Origin of the sequence: Agrobacterium sp. rho-8.1, assembly GCF_033957725.1 — a bacterium.
Taxonomy (GTDB): Bacteria; Pseudomonadota; Alphaproteobacteria; order Rhizobiales; family Rhizobiaceae; genus Agrobacterium.
Genome location: NZ_CP192788.1, coordinates 1134100 through 1151463 on the forward strand (window position 1 = coordinate 1134100; position 17364 = coordinate 1151463).

The 17364-nt window shown below is 56.8% G+C and carries 15 protein-coding genes; 7 read left to right on the forward strand and 8 right to left on the reverse strand.

The window, feature by feature from the left end:
- The first annotated feature begins 149 nt into the window (after positions 1–149).
- The gene (locus RMR21_RS05760) at positions 150–1253 is read left to right on the forward strand and encodes a COX15/CtaA family protein (RefSeq protein WP_498670083.1); all 1104 of its coding nucleotides are present in this window, start codon (positions 150–152) and stop codon (positions 1251–1253) included.
- Here the strand turns inward: RMR21_RS05760 and RMR21_RS05765 are convergent.
- Together RMR21_RS05765 and argC are read right to left on the reverse strand one after the other, a co-directional pair.
- Positions 1250–2110 carry an aminoglycoside phosphotransferase family protein gene (locus RMR21_RS05765; RefSeq protein ID WP_498669732.1) on the reverse strand — a complete coding sequence of 287 codons (861 nt, stop codon included), beginning with the start codon at positions 2108–2110 and terminating at the stop codon, positions 1250–1252. The two genes, RMR21_RS05760 and RMR21_RS05765, sit on opposite strands and share 4 nt — an antisense overlap.
- Complete coding sequence (gene argC / locus RMR21_RS05770) at positions 2107–3033, reverse strand: N-acetyl-gamma-glutamyl-phosphate reductase (protein WP_498669733.1); 927 nt, start codon at positions 3031–3033, stop codon at positions 2107–2109. Before argC ends, RMR21_RS05765 begins: the two co-directional genes overlap by 4 nt.
- 293 nt (positions 3034–3326) lie before the next feature.
- Between argC and RMR21_RS05775 the strand changes: the two genes are divergently transcribed.
- A complete protein-coding gene (locus RMR21_RS05775) occupies positions 3327–5264 on the forward strand; it encodes an acyltransferase family protein (protein ID WP_498669734.1) in 1938 nt (645 codons plus the stop codon).
- Positions 5265–5334: 70 nt separating this feature from the next.
- Here the strand turns inward: RMR21_RS05775 and rpsI are convergent, their stop codons facing one another.
- The 3 genes from rpsI to RMR21_RS05790 all read right to left on the reverse strand — a co-directional run bounded on the left by rpsI (position 5335) and on the right by RMR21_RS05790 (position 7355).
- Entirely contained in the window at positions 5335–5802 is a 468-nt protein-coding gene (gene rpsI / locus RMR21_RS05780; RefSeq protein WP_498669735.1) for a 30S ribosomal protein S9, read from the reverse strand.
- 2 nt (positions 5803–5804) lie between these two features.
- A complete protein-coding gene (gene rplM, locus RMR21_RS05785) occupies positions 5805–6269 on the reverse strand; it encodes a 50S ribosomal protein L13 (protein WP_174152704.1) in 465 nt (154 codons plus the stop codon).
- Positions 6270–6518: 249 nt separating this feature from the next.
- A complete protein-coding gene (locus RMR21_RS05790) occupies positions 6519–7355 on the reverse strand; it encodes an EamA family transporter (RefSeq protein WP_498669736.1) in 837 nt (278 codons plus the stop codon).
- Positions 7356–7798: 443 nt separating this feature from the next.
- Here RMR21_RS05790 and RMR21_RS05795 point away from each other — a divergent pair, with 443 nt between their 5' ends.
- The 3 genes from RMR21_RS05795 to RMR21_RS05805 all read left to right on the forward strand — a co-directional run bounded on the left by RMR21_RS05795 (position 7799) and on the right by RMR21_RS05805 (position 9980).
- Entirely contained in the window at positions 7799–8233 is a 435-nt protein-coding gene (locus RMR21_RS05795; RefSeq protein ID WP_498669737.1) for a CoA-binding protein, read from the forward strand.
- Positions 8234–8320: 87 nt separating this feature from the next.
- A complete protein-coding gene (locus tag RMR21_RS05800; protein ID WP_498669738.1) occupies positions 8321–9604 on the forward strand; it encodes an O-acetylhomoserine aminocarboxypropyltransferase in 1284 nt (427 codons plus the stop codon).
- A gap of 19 nt (positions 9605–9623) precedes the next feature.
- Positions 9624–9980 (forward strand): cupin domain-containing protein, encoded by a 357-nt coding sequence (locus RMR21_RS05805; RefSeq protein WP_498669739.1) that lies wholly within the window; start codon positions 9624–9626, stop codon positions 9978–9980.
- Positions 9981–9989: 9 nt separating this feature from the next.
- Here the strand turns inward: RMR21_RS05805 and RMR21_RS05810 are convergent, their stop codons facing one another.
- From RMR21_RS05810 to RMR21_RS05820, 3 genes are all read right to left on the reverse strand, one after another.
- On the reverse strand, positions 9990–11237 hold the full coding sequence (locus tag RMR21_RS05810; RefSeq protein ID WP_498669740.1) for a cytochrome P450: 1248 nt from the start codon (positions 11235–11237) through the stop codon (positions 9990–9992).
- A 41-nt stretch (positions 11238–11278) separates the two neighbouring features.
- Positions 11279–13036, reverse strand: coding sequence for a gamma-glutamyltransferase (gene ggt, locus RMR21_RS05815; RefSeq protein ID WP_498670084.1), 1758 nt, complete (start codon positions 13034–13036; stop codon positions 11279–11281).
- A 66-nt stretch (positions 13037–13102) separates the two neighbouring features.
- A complete protein-coding gene (locus RMR21_RS05820; protein ID WP_498669741.1) occupies positions 13103–14329 on the reverse strand; it encodes a GGDEF domain-containing protein in 1227 nt (408 codons plus the stop codon).
- 476 nt (positions 14330–14805) lie between these two features.
- On the opposite strand from RMR21_RS05820, the gene clpP reads away from it, so the two are divergent.
- Positions 14806–15438 carry an ATP-dependent Clp endopeptidase proteolytic subunit ClpP gene (gene clpP, locus RMR21_RS05825; protein ID WP_174152712.1) on the forward strand — a complete coding sequence of 211 codons (633 nt, stop codon included), beginning with the start codon at positions 14806–14808 and terminating at the stop codon, positions 15436–15438.
- Positions 15439–15798: 360 nt separating this feature from the next.
- Entirely contained in the window at positions 15799–17076 is a 1278-nt protein-coding gene (gene clpX, locus RMR21_RS05830; protein WP_498669742.1) for an ATP-dependent Clp protease ATP-binding subunit ClpX, read from the forward strand.
- Positions 17077–17364: the final 288 nt, after the last annotated feature.

Below are 17364 nucleotides of genomic sequence, written 5' to 3' on the forward strand. Positions count from 1 at the left end.
GCTGAATCCGTTGCGTCACTATACAGCCGCGACCCCATGCCGCAAAGCTTTAAGGCCTGATAGGGCGGCATAAGGGCTTGTTTTGCATGTTTCGTTGTTGCAAACCAAGGCATAAGACTTGTGGAGTGTCAGGAATGCAAACGAACACGATGGGTAAGGGTGAAACCTCTGTCGAGCAGAACCGCCCGGCGGCACTGACAACGCAGGAAAAGAACCGCCGCCTGTTGCGCATCTGGCTGCGCGTCGTTCTGTTTACGCTGTTCTGCCTCGTGCTCGTCGGTGGGGCGACACGTCTGACGGAATCAGGTCTTTCGATCACCGAGTGGAAGCCGATACACGGTGCCATTCCACCGCTTTCCGTTGCCGAATGGGAAGAGGAATTCCAGCTTTACAAGCGCATTCCGCAATATCAGGAAATCAACAGCGGCATGTCGCTCAGCGAATTCAAAACCATCTTCTGGTGGGAGTGGGCGCATCGCCTGATCGCGCGTGCGATCGGCCTGATCTTTGCGTTGCCGCTCGCCTATTTCTGGCTGACTGGCCGAATCGAAAAGCGCTTGAAGCTGCCTTTGATCGGCCTGCTCGCACTGGGTGGTTTTCAAGGTTTCATCGGCTGGTGGATGGTGTCGTCAGGCCTCGTCAACCGCACCGATGTGTCTCAGTACAGGCTGGCCACGCATCTGACCATCGCCTGTCTCATTTTCGCAGGATGCATGTGGATCCTGCGCGGACTGTCGCTCCACTCTCCACAGGCAGCAAACGAGCAGCGGGGCAGGGGCGTAGCCGCGCTGCTGGCCGTTCTCTGTCTTGTCCAGATCTATCTCGGCGCGCTCGTCGCTGGCTTGAACGCTGGTCTGTCCTACAACACATGGCCGTTGATGGACGGTTCGCTCGTTCCCGGCGATCTTTTCCTTCAGCAGCCATGGTGGATCAACCTGTTTGAAAACCCAAAGACTGTGCAGTTCGTCCACCGTCTGGGTGCCTATGTCCTTCTGGCCACGACGTTGTGGCACATGGTCAGCATGGTCAGAACGCAGCCAAGCACACCGCATGCGCGCCGCTCGGTCCTGTTCTTCGTCCTCGTCTGCATGCAGGCGACACTGGGCGTCACCACACTTCTGATGCACGTGAATATCCACGTCGCATTGGCGCATCAGGGCATGGCGCTTCTGGTTCTCGCCTTTGCCATCGCGCATTGGCGCGGTTTCATCGGCGAATACCCGTTGCCGGGTGCTGTCGAGGGCAGAAGCTAGAGCAACGTTCTGGTGACGGCGATGAAGGCGAGGCGTTCGCGGGCGTTCTCGCTATCGTCGAGTGTCACGTCGTCCTCCAGCGACCAGCAGATCGATAGGCCCGCATGGGCAATGGCATAGCGCAGCACCCTGTCTTCCGTGCAGCCGAGGGCTCCGGCGAAGATCGCAGCCAGTGAGCGGATGCGATGGGGATCGACGATATCGGGCAGGGCGCCGATAGGATTTCCGAAAATATTGGCAACATCATAGGCCGGGTCGCCAACAAGTCCCTGCGGGTCGATCGCCAGCCAGCCACGTGAACCGCCGGATATGATGTTGTCGTGATGCAAATCCCCGTGCAGGGGCATGATGTCGTTTTGGTTGTCCAACAGCGTGCTGGCCAAATGCGCGCTGAAGCGCAAAGCGTCCTTGATGCGCATATCCGAATCGACATCTGCACGCGCGAAGAGGGCCTTGAAATGTCGGTCGAGCGACGTCAGTCCTTTGGGTATATCTTTGCCGGGTGCATGCAGCTTTGCGAGCACATCGAGGATGATGGCGTTGGAAACCGTCTCGCCATGCGCATGGCGATAGGTTCGCAGTGTCATATCGCCTGCGTCTTCAATCAGGCATACGGTTTCGGCTTGCGCCAGCAGGCGCACGGCCCCGTTGCCTCCTCGCCAGTCCAGGTAGGTTATGCCGGGGCGTTCGCCCAGGCCACGAGGTTTCAGACTTTTCAGAATGGCCGTCGCACCGCTTTCCAGCGCTACGCGGTAGACAAGGCTGCTGGGTGTATCGGCAATGAGAAAGGCGGAGGAGATGCTCCACCGCCTTGCAAGGTCGTCAGGAATTCGGCTTTTGTCCGAAGTGTCACTCATGCCGAAAGCATGAGTTCCATGTTCTGGACGGCGGCGCCCGAAGCACCCTTGCCGAGATTGTCGAGAACGGCGACCAGATTGATGTGCTCATCACTGCCGAACACGAACAGCTTCATCGTGTCCTGATTGACCAGTTCTTCCGCATCGATTCGCGACAGCGATTTGCTGTCTTCGAGCGACACGACCTGAACGATGTCCTGCCCGGCATAATGCGCAACAAGCGCGTCGTGAATGGATTTCAGCGTCGTTCCCTCGACAAGGTCACCGAGGAAAAGCGGCACCTGCACGATCATGCCCTGCGCGAACCGGCCGACGGACGGCGAAAACAAGGGTGCACGGTCCAGAAGGCCATGATGCTGCATTTCCGGCACGTGCTTGTGCTTCAATGTCAGGCCATAGAGAAAGTTGTTGGCGCTGATGGCGTCATCGCGGCTTGGGTCTTCCATCTGTGCAATCATCTGCTTACCGCCACCGGTGTAACCAGAAACGGCGTTGACGCTCACAGGGTAGCCATCTGGCACAATGCCTGCATTGCGCAACGGCCTGATGATGCCGATCGCGCCCGTTGGGTAGCATCCGGGGTTTGCCACGAAACGGGCAGACCGCACCTTTTCGGCCTGTGCCTTGTCCATTTCGGCAAAGCCGTAAGCCCAATCGGGATGAATGCGGAAAGCCGTCGATGTATCGATAATGCTGATATTGTTGTTGCCAGCCACCATCGAAACGGCCTCTTTCGAAGCGTCGTCGGGAAGGCACAGAATGGAGATGTCTGCACTGTTCAGCATGTCTTCGCGCATGGCTGCATTGCGGCGCTCGGCCTCGGGAATGGACAGCAACTCGATATCGCGACGATCGGCAAGGCGCGTGCGGATCTGCAAGCCTGTCGTGCCGTGTTCGCCATCGATGAAGATTTTCGCTGCCATGTCCTTATCCTGTTCATTCAATAGGTTACGATCATGCGCGGAATCGGTTTGCGACAGTCTTGAATCGATCTGTCAGCGTCTCGTCGCAAGCCATTCTCCACGCGTGCAAAGCATATACATCGCGACCACCGCTGCCGCAATGGCGGTCGTCCTCCACGTGGGTCCTGAACGTTGACGTGTAGCGCACTTCAATGCTGCATTAAGGGGTTGCTGATAGACTGTTCCTCTGTAATTTACCGCGATTGCTGAGATGCTTTCGGCGTGCCCCATCAACCCCGAACTTAGGGACCGTCATGACGTATCGGCCTGAAATCGATGGTCTGCGCGCCATTGCCGTGCTGGGCGTGATCTTCGCGCACGCCAACTTCGCAAGCTTCAGCGGCGGTTTCATTGGTGTTGACGTCTTCTTCGTCATTAGCGGATATCTGATAACGACCGCCATTCTCGATGCCCGTGCGACCGAAACGTTTTCGCTGAGGGCCTTTTACGAGCGCCGCGCACGCAGAATAATGCCCGCGCTGTTCTTCGTCCTCCTGTGCACACTTCCGCCCGCGTGGATGTGGCTTTTACCGGACGCTTACGAAGCCTTTTCCAAAAGCCTTATGACGGCGACGTTATCGGTTTCCAATGTCTACTTCCTCAGAAAAACCGACTATTTTGCACCCGACGCGGCCGAAGTTCCGCTGCTTCATACCTGGAGCCTGGGTGTCGAGGAGCAATTCTATCTGCTGTTTCCGCTGATCTTTCTTCTGCCGCTGAACATCAAAACCATTTTTCGGATTGTGCTCGCTGCGGCAATCGCCAGCCTGATCGCCAGCGAGATCGGATCCCGGTTCTATCCGTCTGCCAATTACTATCTGTTGCCCACTCGCGCTTGGGAAATTCTCGCGGGCGCACTTTGCGCCTTTTACGTCAGCGGCCGACCACGACCCGTCAACAGTGCCTTGGCGGCGGTCGGCGTCGCGATGATTCTGGCTGCCATATTCCTGTTTGATCCCACCACACGCGTTCCGTCGTTGATGGCACTGTTGCCGGTCGCAGGCGCTTGCGCGATTTTGGTGTTCGCCTCTCGCGACACCTGGGCAGGCCGTATTCTGTCGCTTCCGCCTCTGGTTCGGCTCGGACGTATCAGTTTCAGCGCCTATCTCTGGCACCAGCCGGTTTTCGTGTTCTGGCGCATCAGAAGCATCGAGCCCCCTTCGAACTGGGTCATGGTTGGTTTGATCCTGCTGACAGTCGCACTCGCAGCCTTGACCTGGCGTTTTGTCGAGCAGCCCTTCCGAAGCAAAAGAATTGGTCTTCCTCGTTTCATCGGCGCGGCTGCCGCATGCGGTGTGGTGCTGATGGGCTTCGGCTTTTGGGGCGACCTGAAGGACGGCTTGCCGTTCCGCCTGTCGCCCGATGTGCAAAGCTTTGCCAAGAAAACGGTCTGGAGCGATAATTGCCTTTGGCAAGTCGAAGATGGCACCGCCCTGGTGCCCGATCCGAAATGCACCTTCAATAAAGATGCGGGCACGACCTACGCGCTCTGGGGTGATTCCATTGCCGCCTCCATGGCGCCCTCGCTGGCGAACGCGCTGAAAAGCCGGGATACGGGCCTCGTGCAGATCACCCATGGTTTTTGCGCGCCCATCATCGACGTCTCCATGGCGCGGGAAGAGGGGGCCGTGCCTTGCGATGATTTTGACAGACGGGCCCTGGCCTATCTGAACGAGAGTAGGATCGACACCGTCATTCTCACGGCGTCATGGGTCAGCTTCCTGAACACCAGCCATATGCGGATCGACGGCAGGGAATACCGTGTCGATACGATGTCACTGGGGAAAATGGCGAAAAAATTGCATGATACGATCGAAGCATTGCGGGCGAGCGGCAAGCGCGTGGTCGTCATCTATCCCAGCCCGCGTTTCGACAAGCCCGTCATCGACGTGATGGCCGCGCGGATTATCAAAGGCGACAAGACGCCTGACTTTCTGTTTTCCGATTCGGATTTCCAGGCGAATACGGCCCGCCCTCACGCGCTGCTCAATGCTGCCGTCCAGGACAGCGTCGCTAAGGTCCTGCCCGAGACAATCTTCTGCAACACGCAGGCACAAGACATGTGTTTCTACGGTCGCGATGGCGTGGCCTATATCGCTGACAGAGGACACTACACGGCTGCGGGAGCCGCAATGGTGGTGGAAAGCGTTTTGCGCGAGTTGGATAAGGCGCAGACAACGACCGCCAATTGAGAAGGCACCCGCCCAAACAAAAAGGCGGAGCCGAAGCTCCGCCTTTCGATGTTCTGTATTCCGGTCGCGATTAACGCTTGGAGAACTGGAACGAACGGCGGGCCTTGGCCTTACCGTACTTCTTACGTTCAACAACACGGCTGTCGCGGGTCAGGAAGCCACCCTTCTTCAGAACCGGGCGCAGGCCTGGTTCGAAGTAGGTGAGAGCCTTGGAAACGCCGTGACGAACAGCGCCGGCCTGGCCGGAAAGACCGCCACCGGCAACAGTTGCGATGATATCGAACTGACCGGAACGGGCTGCTGCGATCAAAGGCTGCTGCAGGATCATCTGAAGAACGGGACGTGCGAAATACGTGGAGAAATCGCGGCCGTTGATGATGATCTTGCCGGAGCCAGCCTTGACCCAAACGCGGGCGACAGCGTTCTTGCGCTTGCCGGTCGCGTAGGAGCGGCCGAGTGTGTCAACCTTGCGGACGTGCACGGGAGCAGAAGCTTCCGATGCAGGGGCGAGGTCTTTCAGTGAGGAAAGATCGGCCATTATCAGGCGCTCCTTACGTTCTTGCTGTTCAGCGCTGCAATGTCGAGAGCGACTGGCTGCTGAGCTTCGTGTGGATGGTTGGAACCGGCGTAAACGCGAAGGTTCTTCATCTGGCGACGGCCAAGAGGACCACGAGGGATCATACGCTCGATAGCCTTTTCGAGAACGCGCTCCGGGAAGCGGCCTTCGATGATCTGGCGAACGGTACGTTCCTTGATGCCACCTGGGTAACCAGTGTGCCAGTAGTACTTCTTGTCGGAATACTTGTTGCCGGTAAAAACGCACTTTTCAGCGTTGATGATGATGACGTTGTCGCCATCGTCGACGTGCGGTGTGTACGTTGCCTTGTGCTTACCGCGCAAACGGGTTGCAACAACAGTGGCGAGGCGACCAACAACGAGGCCTTCGGCGTCGATGATGATCCACTTCTTCTCCACCTCAGCAGGCTTCTGAACGAAAGTAGACATTCTTTTAACTTTCTCTAGGACCCGTCACGTTTCAAAACGGAAACATGCGGGCGTTTCTTGTTGCTTGAGGCTGATCGCGAGCGTTCAGCCGGAAAGACGGTATTTCCGGGGAAAATCTGTCTGGCGCACTTATAAGCTGCGAGCAAAAGGCCGTCAACAACGGTTGAATTCAAGGTCGTAAAAATTAATCAATAAAAACAGATGTTTAGTAGTGTGGTTTTATAATACCACAATAAAATTGCGCTGGGATCACCCCAGACGCATGATCAGCACGCCCAAAGCGATGATTGCGCCTGCCACGTAACGCCAGATGCTTGCCTTTTCTTTCAGGATGAGAACAGAGATGACAATGGCAAAGAGGATGGATGTTTCCCGCAAAGCGGCGACGACGGCGACCGGCGCTTTCGTCATCGCCCACAGCGCCAGACCATAAGAAATGATCGATCCTGCGCCGCCCGCCATCCCGCGCCACCAGTTGCGGCGAACATGGTGGGACACCGGAGCCCACCCGCGCGAATACAGCGCCCAGCTAAACAGCAACGTCGGTGGCATCAGCGACATCCAGAGGGTGTATGAGATGGAGCTTGCCGATAGCCGTGCGCCGACACCATCAACGAAGGTGTAGCCGGCGATGACGACCGAGTTGGCAAGCGCCAGCAGAATAGCGTGCCTTCCGCCGTGGCGTGCTTCGAAGGCCAGCGTCAATATTCCGGCAGAAATAACCGCGATCCCGCCCAGCGCAGCGGGGCTTAACGTTTCACCCAGAAACAGATTGCTGCTGGCTGCCACGATCAAAGGCGCAACGCCGCGCATGATCGGATAGACAAGACCGATATCGCCCGCCGTATAGGCTGCCGCGACCAGACGGAAATAGGTGAACTGTAGAACTGCCGATACCAGCAGGAACGGCAGGGCGGCCACACCGGGAAATGGGACGAACGGTAGAAAGGGTAGGGAGCACACCGCCGCACCCGCTGCAACCAGTGTCGCGTCCAACCCTTTATCCGTGCCGGATTTGACGAGAGCATTCCAGCTGGCATGCAGCAAAGCGCCCAATAAAACCAATAAAAGCACGTCAATCGACATCGGAGACTCGCGTATGACCCAACCTTGACAAGCTCTATTATGCCCGCGGATTTATTGCACTGACCAAAGGCGGTATTTCAGCGGCTCAACCCGACTATCACGCGCATTTCGGTAATTCGATCAATGTCGAGCGCCCTTACAAAGCCCACATATTAAAAACCGCAGCGTGCAGGCGGGCTTGTTTCAAACGTTTGCATGAATCATTCCAGGATAATTAAACCCAAAATCAGCAAAACGCATCTTACTAATGTAACTATAAGTAGTTTCTAAATTACGAAGAACAAAGATTGCACAAACAATGTACAATTGTGGATTAAGAGGGGGATGACGCAATCATTCGTGGTAAGTTCTGCAGTGGGGAAACCGAGAGCTTGGAGAAAAAGCTTTCTTCGAGGTCCCATCGCGCCGATAATGGCCTCACAGTTTTGTCTGGGAGGATGACCATGAACCATGAAAATTACGACGACGAAACAATCCGTCGGATTTTGACCGACGTTAAAACCATTGCCGTTCTCGGCGCTTCGCCCAACGCATCAAGACCCAGCTACGGTGTTATGCAGTTTCTGCTGTCCAAAGGATACGTGGTTTTTCCCGTCAATCCGGGACAGGAGGGCACGGAGATACTCGGCCAGAAGGTCTATGCCAAGCTCGCGGATATTCCCGAGGCCATCGACATGGTTGACGTGTTCCGCGCCGCAGACAACATGCCTGCTATTGTCGACGAGGTGATCTTGCTATCGCCACGCCCCAAGGTGATCTGGGGCCAGCTTTCCGTCCGGCATGATGACGCGGCGGCCAAGGCCGAGGCTTACGGAATAGACGTTGTGATGAACCGTTGTCCCGCCATTGAGCATCCGCGTCTCAATATCGCATCATAGTTAGCACAAGTCGCACTTATCATTCGCTTCCGGCGCGTTATGATCCCCAATGCCCTGACAGCAGGCAAATGTAATTTGGAGGGATATATGTCACAAAACAATCCGGGTTTTTCGACGTTGGCCATTCACGCCGGTGCCGAGCCTGACCCGACCACCGGTGCGCGCGCCACACCGATTTACCAGACGACCGCCTTCGCGTTTCGCGATTCGGATCATGCGGCTGCCTTGTTCGGGCTGAAGGAATTCGGCAACATCTACACCCGCATCATGAACCCCACCCAGGCGGTTCTGGAAGAGCGGGTGGCAGCCTTGGAAGGGGGCACGGCCGCGCTTGCGGTTGCGTCCGGCCATGCCGCCCAGCTTCTCGTTTTCCACACGCTGCTGACATCGGGTGACAATTTTATCGCGGCCCGCCAGCTTTATGGTGGCTCCATCAACCAGTTCGGCCAGTCTTTCAAGGGATTTGGCTGGCAGGTGCGTTGGGCGGATGCCGCCGATCCCGCAAGTTTCGAACGCCAGATCGATGAGCGCACCAAGGCGATTTTCATCGAAAGTCTCGCCAATCCCGGTGGCACCTTCGTGGATATCGCCGCGATTGCGGATGTCGCTCACAAGCATGGCCTCCCCTTGATCGTCGACAACACCATGGCCAGCCCCTATTTGCTGCGTCCCATCGAACATGGCGCCGATATCGTGGTTCACTCCCTGACGAAATTTCTCGGCGGCCATGGAAACTCCATGGGGGGGATCATCGTCGATGGCGGAACGTTCGACTGGTCGGCCAACGATAAATATCCCGCGCTGTCCCAGCCTCGGCCAGAATATTCCGGCGTCGTTCTGCATCAGACCTTCGGCAATTTCGCTTTTGCCATTGCAACCCGTGTGCTGGGTCTGCGGGACCTCGGCCCCTCCATCGCGCCCTTCAATGCCTTCCTCATTCTCACCGGAATAGAAACGCTACCGCTGCGCGTCCAGCGCCATTCCGACAATGCTCTTGCCGTTGCCAAGTGGCTGAAGGCGCATCCAAAGGTGAGTTGGGTCAACTATGCCGGTCTGGAAGACAGCGACAATTACGCGCTGCAACAGCGCTACTCTCCAAAGGGCGCGGGTTCCGTGTTCACCTTCGGCGTGAGAGGCGGCTACGAGATCGGCAAGGCGCTGGTCGAGGGGCTGCAACTGTTTTCGCACCTTGCCAATATCGGCGACACCCGGTCTCTGGTCATCCACCCCGCATCCACCACACATGCGCAACTGACCCCGGAACAGCAAACCGCAGCCGGTGCCGGACCCGATGTCGTGCGCTTGTCCATCGGCATCGAGGATGTGAAAGACATCATCGCAGATCTCGAGCAATCGCTCGCCAAGGTCTGATCAAAAAGAAAGGTCGCCCATGACGCTTCGTCTCAATTTCAAGCCCGAGGGCGACCTCTCCAAAGTTCAGCCGGAGGAGGGCGCTCCCGCCCCCGACCGGCTGATTTCAGGTGACCCGAAATTCACCACCTGGAATATCGAGGAAGCGACCGGCGGCCTTTACGCCGGTATCTGGCAATCGACACCCGGCAAATGGCGCGTCGAATATGACGAGTGGGAGTATTTCAACATTCTGGAAGGGCATTCCGTTCTGACCGAAGACGGTGCCGAGCCCATCCACCTGAAACCCGGCGACCGAATGATCCTCAGACCCGGCTTCAAAGGAAGCTGGGAAGTCATTGAAACGACTCGCAAGGATTACGTAGTCAGGTTGTGAGGCGGACCATCACCAAACCAGATCCAGCCGCTCCAGCCCATGGAAATGATACACGTCCTTCACCGTTGGCGAATTTGATATGCGCAGACTCGGCAGTCGCTTGAACAGCAGTGGCAACACGATGTTCAGTTCCAGCCGTGCCAGCGGCGCGCCGATACAGAAGTGGATGCCCGCGCCGAAAGACAGGTTGGGTGCTTCGGCACGGTCGGGCTTGAAGGTCAGCGGGTCGGTGAATTTCTGCGGATCGAGATTTGCAGCCGCGAGGATGAGGCTGACTTTGTCGCCACGATTGAACGTGATGCCGTCGATCTCGACCGGCTCCAGCGCCCAGCGTTGGAAGATGTGAACGGGCGCGCCGATCCGCAACGTTTCCTCAACCACTCTCTCGGTCGATTTTTCGTCGCGAAAGAGGAGAGCAGGGTCGTGGTCGCTTTCGAGGATCACGCGCACGGAATTGCCGATCTGGTGCACCGTTGCTTCGTGCCCGGCGTTCAGCAGGACGATGGTGGTCGAGACCAGCTCGTCATCGGTGAGGTATTGCCCCTTATGCTCCGTGTGGATCATATGGCTGAGAAGATCGTCCTTCGGCTCTGCGCGGCGCTCTTCGATCACGCTGCGGACGTAATCGGAAAACTCCTTGGCGGCAATATTGGCAGCCAGCTCATCCTCATGGCTTCGCTTGAACATATACATACCGACATAGGCATGCGACCATTTTAGCAGCTGCGGCCCCATCTCTTCGGGAATGCCGATCATCCGCGCAATCATCGTCACGGGAATGATGTCCGCAAAGGATGACAGCAGCTCCGTCTTGCCCTTCGTCTCGAAGCGATCGATCAGACCGTTTGCGAGTGCTTCGATCTCCGGCTTCATCTTTTCCACATGACGCGATACGAAAGCGCGGTTCACCAGCGTTCTGAGCCTCGTGTGCTCCGGCGGCTCTATTTCCAGCAGCGAATGGCGTTCCGCCGCGTCGAAATGCCTGACGTGCTCCAAAGGTTGCGGAAGGCCGATCTCTTCACGGGTCGCGACATGCAGGATTTGTCGTCCAAAGCGCCTGTCGCGTAGCAAGGCATTCACATGGTCATAGCCGGTAAAGAACCACTGCTTCTGCTCTTGCCAATAGAAGGTGGGGCAGTGCGCATGCAATGCTGCGTAGACGGGGTTGGGATTGCCATAAAAGGCGGGGTTGCGGGCGTCGAGCGACACAGACCGTTTGTCGGTATCGATGTGGAGGAGATCAGGCACGTTTGTCATGCCCGATCCCTACCGCAAACCAACCCATAGCGGAAGCTTTTCTATTCGCCGACGGCCACACCTTCACGACGTGGATCGGCGCTGCCAACAAGGCCATTTCCAGTGATCTCAATAGCTTGCAGCCCTGAGTTCATCTCGCCGGGCTTCACCTCGTAACCCATGGCTTTCAGCGGTTCTGCAAACTTTTCCGCATCCGTGCCGGCCTCGATATCATAGATACCGAATCGATTGATGAGGTGCGGCTGCGCCACGATCTTTTCCACCGGCATGCCCCAGTCGATATAGGCGATCAGCGCCTGCGCAACGTAGCCGATGATCTGGCTACCGCCTGGAGAGCCTATCGCCAAAAGCGGCTTGCCGTCCTTCATGACGATTGTCGGTGCCATGGAGGAACGCGGGCGTTTTCCCGGCTCGACGCGGTTGGCGACCGGTAGCCCGCCATCATGTGTCTTGAAGGAAAAATCGGTCAACTCGTTGTTGAGAAGGAAACCATTGGTCATCAGCCGTGAGCCAAAACCGCCTTCGATGGTCGTCGTCATGGACACCACGTTGCCCTGCTTGTCGACGATCACGAAATGACTGGTGGATGGCATCTCCAGTGTCGGGCCACGACCATAGAGCATCGCGTGGTCCCATTGCGGTTCGCCTGCCTTGACTTCATCGGCGCCAAGCGGCTTGTCGCCATCCAAGAGCGAAGCGCGGGTGGCAAGATATTCCTTTGTCAGCAAGCCCTTGGTGGGAAGTGGCAAAAAATCTGGGTCTGCCAGATAGCGTTCACGGTCTGCGAAGGCCAGCCGCTGGGCGTCGCCGATCAGGCGCCAGCTTTCGACATTCTCCGGTCCAAGCGCTTTTATGTCGAAGTTTTCGAGGGTGCCCAGCATCTGGCCGACGGCGACCGCGCCGGAGGAGGGTGGCCCCATGCCGCAAACATCGAGCGCGCGATACGTGACGCAAACCGGCTCGCGCTCCTTGGTGTGGTAATTTGCGAAGTCTGCCAATGAGAGCACGCCGGGATTGCCGGCTGCTTCCCGCACGGTCTTGACGATGGCCTCGGCAATCGGGCCGCTGTAAAACGCATCCGCGCCCTTGGTCGCAATGGTTTTGAGCGTTTGCGCATAGCCTGGGTTTTTCAGGACGACACCTGCCTTCAGCGGCGCACCGGCGGCATCGTAGAAATAGCCACGTGGTGCCTCGTATTTTTTCAGCCTTTCGCCGTCCGACGCGATCAGGGACGCAAGACGTGGTGAGACAGCGAAACCGTGCGAGGCGAGCATTTCCGCCGGCTTGAAAAGATCGGCCCACGGCGTTTTTCCGTATTTTTTATGAACGTCGGACAGCAGCCGCACCGTTCCCGGAGTGCCGACCGAACGACCGCCTATGACGGCATCCATGAATTTCAGCGGCTGGCCACTCTCATCGAGAAAGAGCTTCGGTGTCGCTTCCATCGGCGCGGTTTCGCGTCCGTCGAATGTGGTCAGCTTGTTGGCCGCTGCGTCGTAATAGACAAGGAAGCCGCCGCCACCCAGGCCGGAACTTTGCGGCTCCACAAGGCCCAGAACCGTTTGCACGGCGACGAGCGCGTCGATGGCATTGCCGCCATCGGCGATGACCTTCCGGCCCGCTTCCGCAGCAAGAGGATTGGCCGCGGCGACCATGAAGTCCTTCGTTTCGACACGGGTTGCTGCCTTTGTACCGGTTGCCCGTTCGGGCGCCAGCGTGTCCGATGCCTGTTGCGCCTGAGCGGAACCGGCTATGAGTGCGGACGATATCAAAAGGCTTGTGAAAAACCTGACGCGCATGACGAACCCCCTATTGCCTGTGTCGGGCATGATGGAATCTCCGGCGTGCAAAGGTCAAGTCATGGTCTACCGATTGGCGATATGCGATATGCGCGTCAAGGCTGCCACCTGTCTGTCGGCATTGTTGTCGCAAGGGTCTTCGTCCCGGTCATTAGCCGGCACGACCATGTTGACAGAGCCGTCACGCACCACCGTGCGGTTGCGGCCTTCCGTCTTTGCGCCATAGAGTGCGCGGTCCGACATCGTCAGCAAGATGTCGAGGACCGCATCATCAGCAGTCTGGCAAAACACACCTGCGCTGACCGTTGCGGAAAACGGTTGGCCGTCTGCGACAATCTCCAGGCGGCTGAACCGAATACGGATCGCTTCCGCCAGGATAGCAACTTTCGAAGGATCGTCCGTCTCGACCAGGCAGCCGAATTCCTCGCCACCCATGCGAATCAGAACGCCCTGGCCTTCCACGATCTGGCTGGCCTGCGCACAAAACCTGACCAGCACTTCGTCACCGCATTGGTGGCCGTAGGCATCGTTGATCTTTTTGAAGTTGTCGATGTCGAAGAGAATGAAACCCAGATGTTTCGATGTGCCGACTAGCCCTGTTTTCAGCCGCTTGAACTCTTCCATCAAACCCCGACGGTTCAGCGTTCCGGTCAGGTGGTCGGTCATGGCAAGGCGCTGCAGCCGCCGTTCCGCGTCTTCCATGAACATTTTGACGCTGATCATCATCAAGACGACGAAGCCGAACGCACCGGCAATGGTGATCGGCGTCGTCAGCGGCACGATCTGGCCCGTCGCGTAAGTATAGGGAATAACGAGAGAGGCAGCGATTGCGCCCATGAAGGCCTGAATGACGAGGGCTGCCGCCAGCACTTTCCGGGTCTTCGAAATGAAATCCTTCGATGTCAGCAACACGCCCGCCAGCATGAAGTAGCCGATGGCGGCGCAGGCATGATAGAGGATGACCCGCGCGACCATGGCGTCGCGCACGGGTGGAACGAACATGAAGGCAATCCAGGTCAGTGCCGGGATGGCAATCCAGCCTTCGATCCGGCGGTTCTCCAGCAGCAGAAGCGCCGCCAGCCAGAAGCTGAACGCTGCCAGCGCAGAAATGTTACCCACCTGGATGGACACGAAATCGGGGATGGATCCGCGTAACGCGACCAGAATGGCGCCGATGCCCACAAGGGCAAAGCCAGAGGCAAAACACAAATGATGCCTTTTCTTGGTGTTGTGCAACCACAGCACGGCCAACACGGCTGAAAGCGTCAAGCTTTCCATAGACCAAATGAGCATGCCTGTCTTGGCGTCTAACACTGATCAAATCCCATCTGTCTGAACGGCCTATCGATGGCACTGCCGCACCGCATCCCGCGCAGCCGCATTGCCATCTTGAAATCTTTCCCAGCAAAAATCCTTTGGTCACCCGCAGGCGATAAAAATCTGGCTCGGAGACACTATCATGATGAAAAACTAAGAAGTCGTTTCTACTTCACGTTACGAGAGGTTGCGAGCGTTTTATTGTCGAAGGTTTAACCGTTGGTTGACCACTATTGCGTTTCGGAGTTGATAAGGCCATTTGTAGCTTGGATAGCCATGGTGCCTTTTCATGCAGCCCTGTAAGGCGACACGTGATTTTGCCGGGACGTCATTAAGGATATCCGTCACCTCAGTCTTGAAGAACCGGGCAATCACACTCTATGTAGAGAGCAGACGAATAGAATTGATTCCGGATGCGCACGCCTCCGGGTAAGAGTTGACAAAGGACGGACATGACAAATCCAGTTGATACCGCCATGGCTCTGGTGCCGATGGTCGTAGAGCAGACGAACCGCGGCGAACGGTCCTATGATATCTACTCGCGTCTTTTGAAAGAGCGGATCATCTTCCTGACCGGTCCGGTGGAAGATCATATGGCGTCGCTCGTTTGTGCCCAGTTGCTGTTCCTCGAATCGGAAAATCCGAAGAAGGAAATTGCGCTGTACATCAATTCGCCAGGTGGTGTGGTCACTGCCGGCATGGCGATTTACGACACGATGCAGTTTATCCGTCCTGCCGTATCCACGCTCTGCGTCGGCCAGGCCGCCTCCATGGGGTCACTGTTGTTGGCTGCCGGTGAAAAGGGCATGCGCTTCTGCACGCCGAACGCCCGTATCATGGTTCACCAGCCATCAGGCGGTTTCCAGGGGCAGGCATCCGACATCGAGCGCCATGCACGCGACATCATCAAAATGAAGCGCCGCCTCAATGACGTCTATGTGAAGCACACGGGTCGTACGCTAGACGAAGTTGAAAACACGCTCGATCGTGACCATTTCATGGATGCGGATGAGGCGAAGAACTGGGGCGTTATCGACAAAATCCTGACGTCGCGTCAGGAACTGGAAGGCGCTGTCGCGAGTTGAGCCGCGTCTTAGTTGCACCGTATTCGACCTATCGAAGTCACATTCGGGGTTTAAACGGAAAAATAAAGCGGTAATAGTAGATATTAAGGCCGTGTTGAATTTTTATGACATAGCTTGTGGCTGTCCAACAAAAGCCTGATTCGGCTGTGGGCGCTGATAACGAGATAAATGCCGAGGCATGCCTTGCCTTGGCTGTAGAGGGGAATTCGTTGCCGCCGCTTTCGGGTGTTTCACTTGGGGCGGTTAGTACCCCCGGGAACGAAGCTGACAGGGAAGCTTGAGCGAAGCGGCCATGTCGGCGGACGGTAAGTTGACCGCGTTTCGCTTGGCGAAACTGCGGCGTGCTGGAAGGAAAGAGATATGAGCAAAGTCAGCGGCAGCAACGGCGGCGACTCTAAGAATACACTCTATTGTTCATTCTGCGGCAAGAGCCAGCACGAAGTCCGGAAACTGATTGCCGGACCGACAGTATTCATCTGCGATGAATGCGTCGAATTGTGCATGGACATCATCCGCGAGGAGAACAAGACATCGATGGTGAAGTCGCGCGAGGGTGTGCCCACCCCGCAGGATATCATCAAGATCCTCGATGAGTATGTCATCGGCCAGAAGCAGGCGAAGAAAATCCTGTCTGTGGCGGTTCACAACCATTACAAGCGCCTGGCTCACGCCTCCAAGAATGGCGAAATCGAGCTGGCGAAATCGAACATCATGCTCGTAGGCCCAACCGGTTGCGGCAAGACCTACCTGGCGCAGACACTCGCGCGCATCATCGATGTTCCCTTCACCATGGCTGACGCAACAACGCTGACCGAAGCCGGTTATGTGGGTGAGGATGTTGAAAACATCATCCTCAAGCTGCTCCAGTCCGCCGATTACAACGTTGAACGCGCCCAGCGCGGCATCGTCTACATCGACGAAGTGGACAAGATTTCTCGCAAGTCGGACAACCCGTCGATTACGCGTGACGTGTCCGGCGAGGGCGTTCAGCAGGCGCTTCTGAAGATCATGGAAGGCACGGTTGCGTCCGTTCCTCCCCAGGGTGGTCGCAAGCATCCGCAGCAGGAATTCCTGCAGGTGGATACGACCAACATCCTCTTCATTTGCGGCGGTGCGTTCGCTGGCCTCGACAAGATCATTTCTGCCCGTGGGGAAAAGACCTCCATTGGTTTTGGAGCGACGGTGAAGTCGGAAGACGATCGTCGTGTTGGCGAGGTGCTGCGCGAACTGGAGCCTGAAGATCTGGTCAAGTTCGGCCTTATCCCGGAATTCATCGGCCGTCTGCCAGTTCTGGCGACGCTCGAAGATCTGGATGAGGATGCGCTGATCCAGATTCTGTCGGAGCCGAAAAACGCTCTGATCAAGCAGTACCAGCGCCTGTTCGAGATGGAAGACGTTGAACTGACGTTCCAGGGCGATGCACTGCGCGAGATCGCTCGTCGCGCGATTACCCGTAAGACCGGTGCTCGTGGACTGCGTTCGATCATGGAGAAGATCCTGCTCGATACGATGTTCGAACTGCCGACGCTGGAAGGTGTTCGCGAGGTTGTTATCTCCGACGAGGTCGTTAGCGGTGCCGCGCGTCCTCTTTACATCTATGCGGATCGTCAGGAAGAGAAAGCCAACGTTTCGGCCTGATCTCTCATGCACCATCGATCACAGTGAAAGACCCGCCCCTGGCGGGTCTTTTTGTCTGTTATTCACTGGAAACGTCCCGGTATTTTGATTTCATCCGATTTAACGTTTGGAGCGGAATAGCGTTTCCGATAGAGTTTTTATGTGATTTGCAGCGTGTCATGACGTTTTTTTGAACGTTTGCTGTGTTTTCCGATTCGGCGTGGCGGGCGATTGCGGAAAAATGTGAAGCGTATTGTGACGTCGTGCGTGTGTGAGATTTCAGCCTGCACCAATGGCCAAGCTATCTCC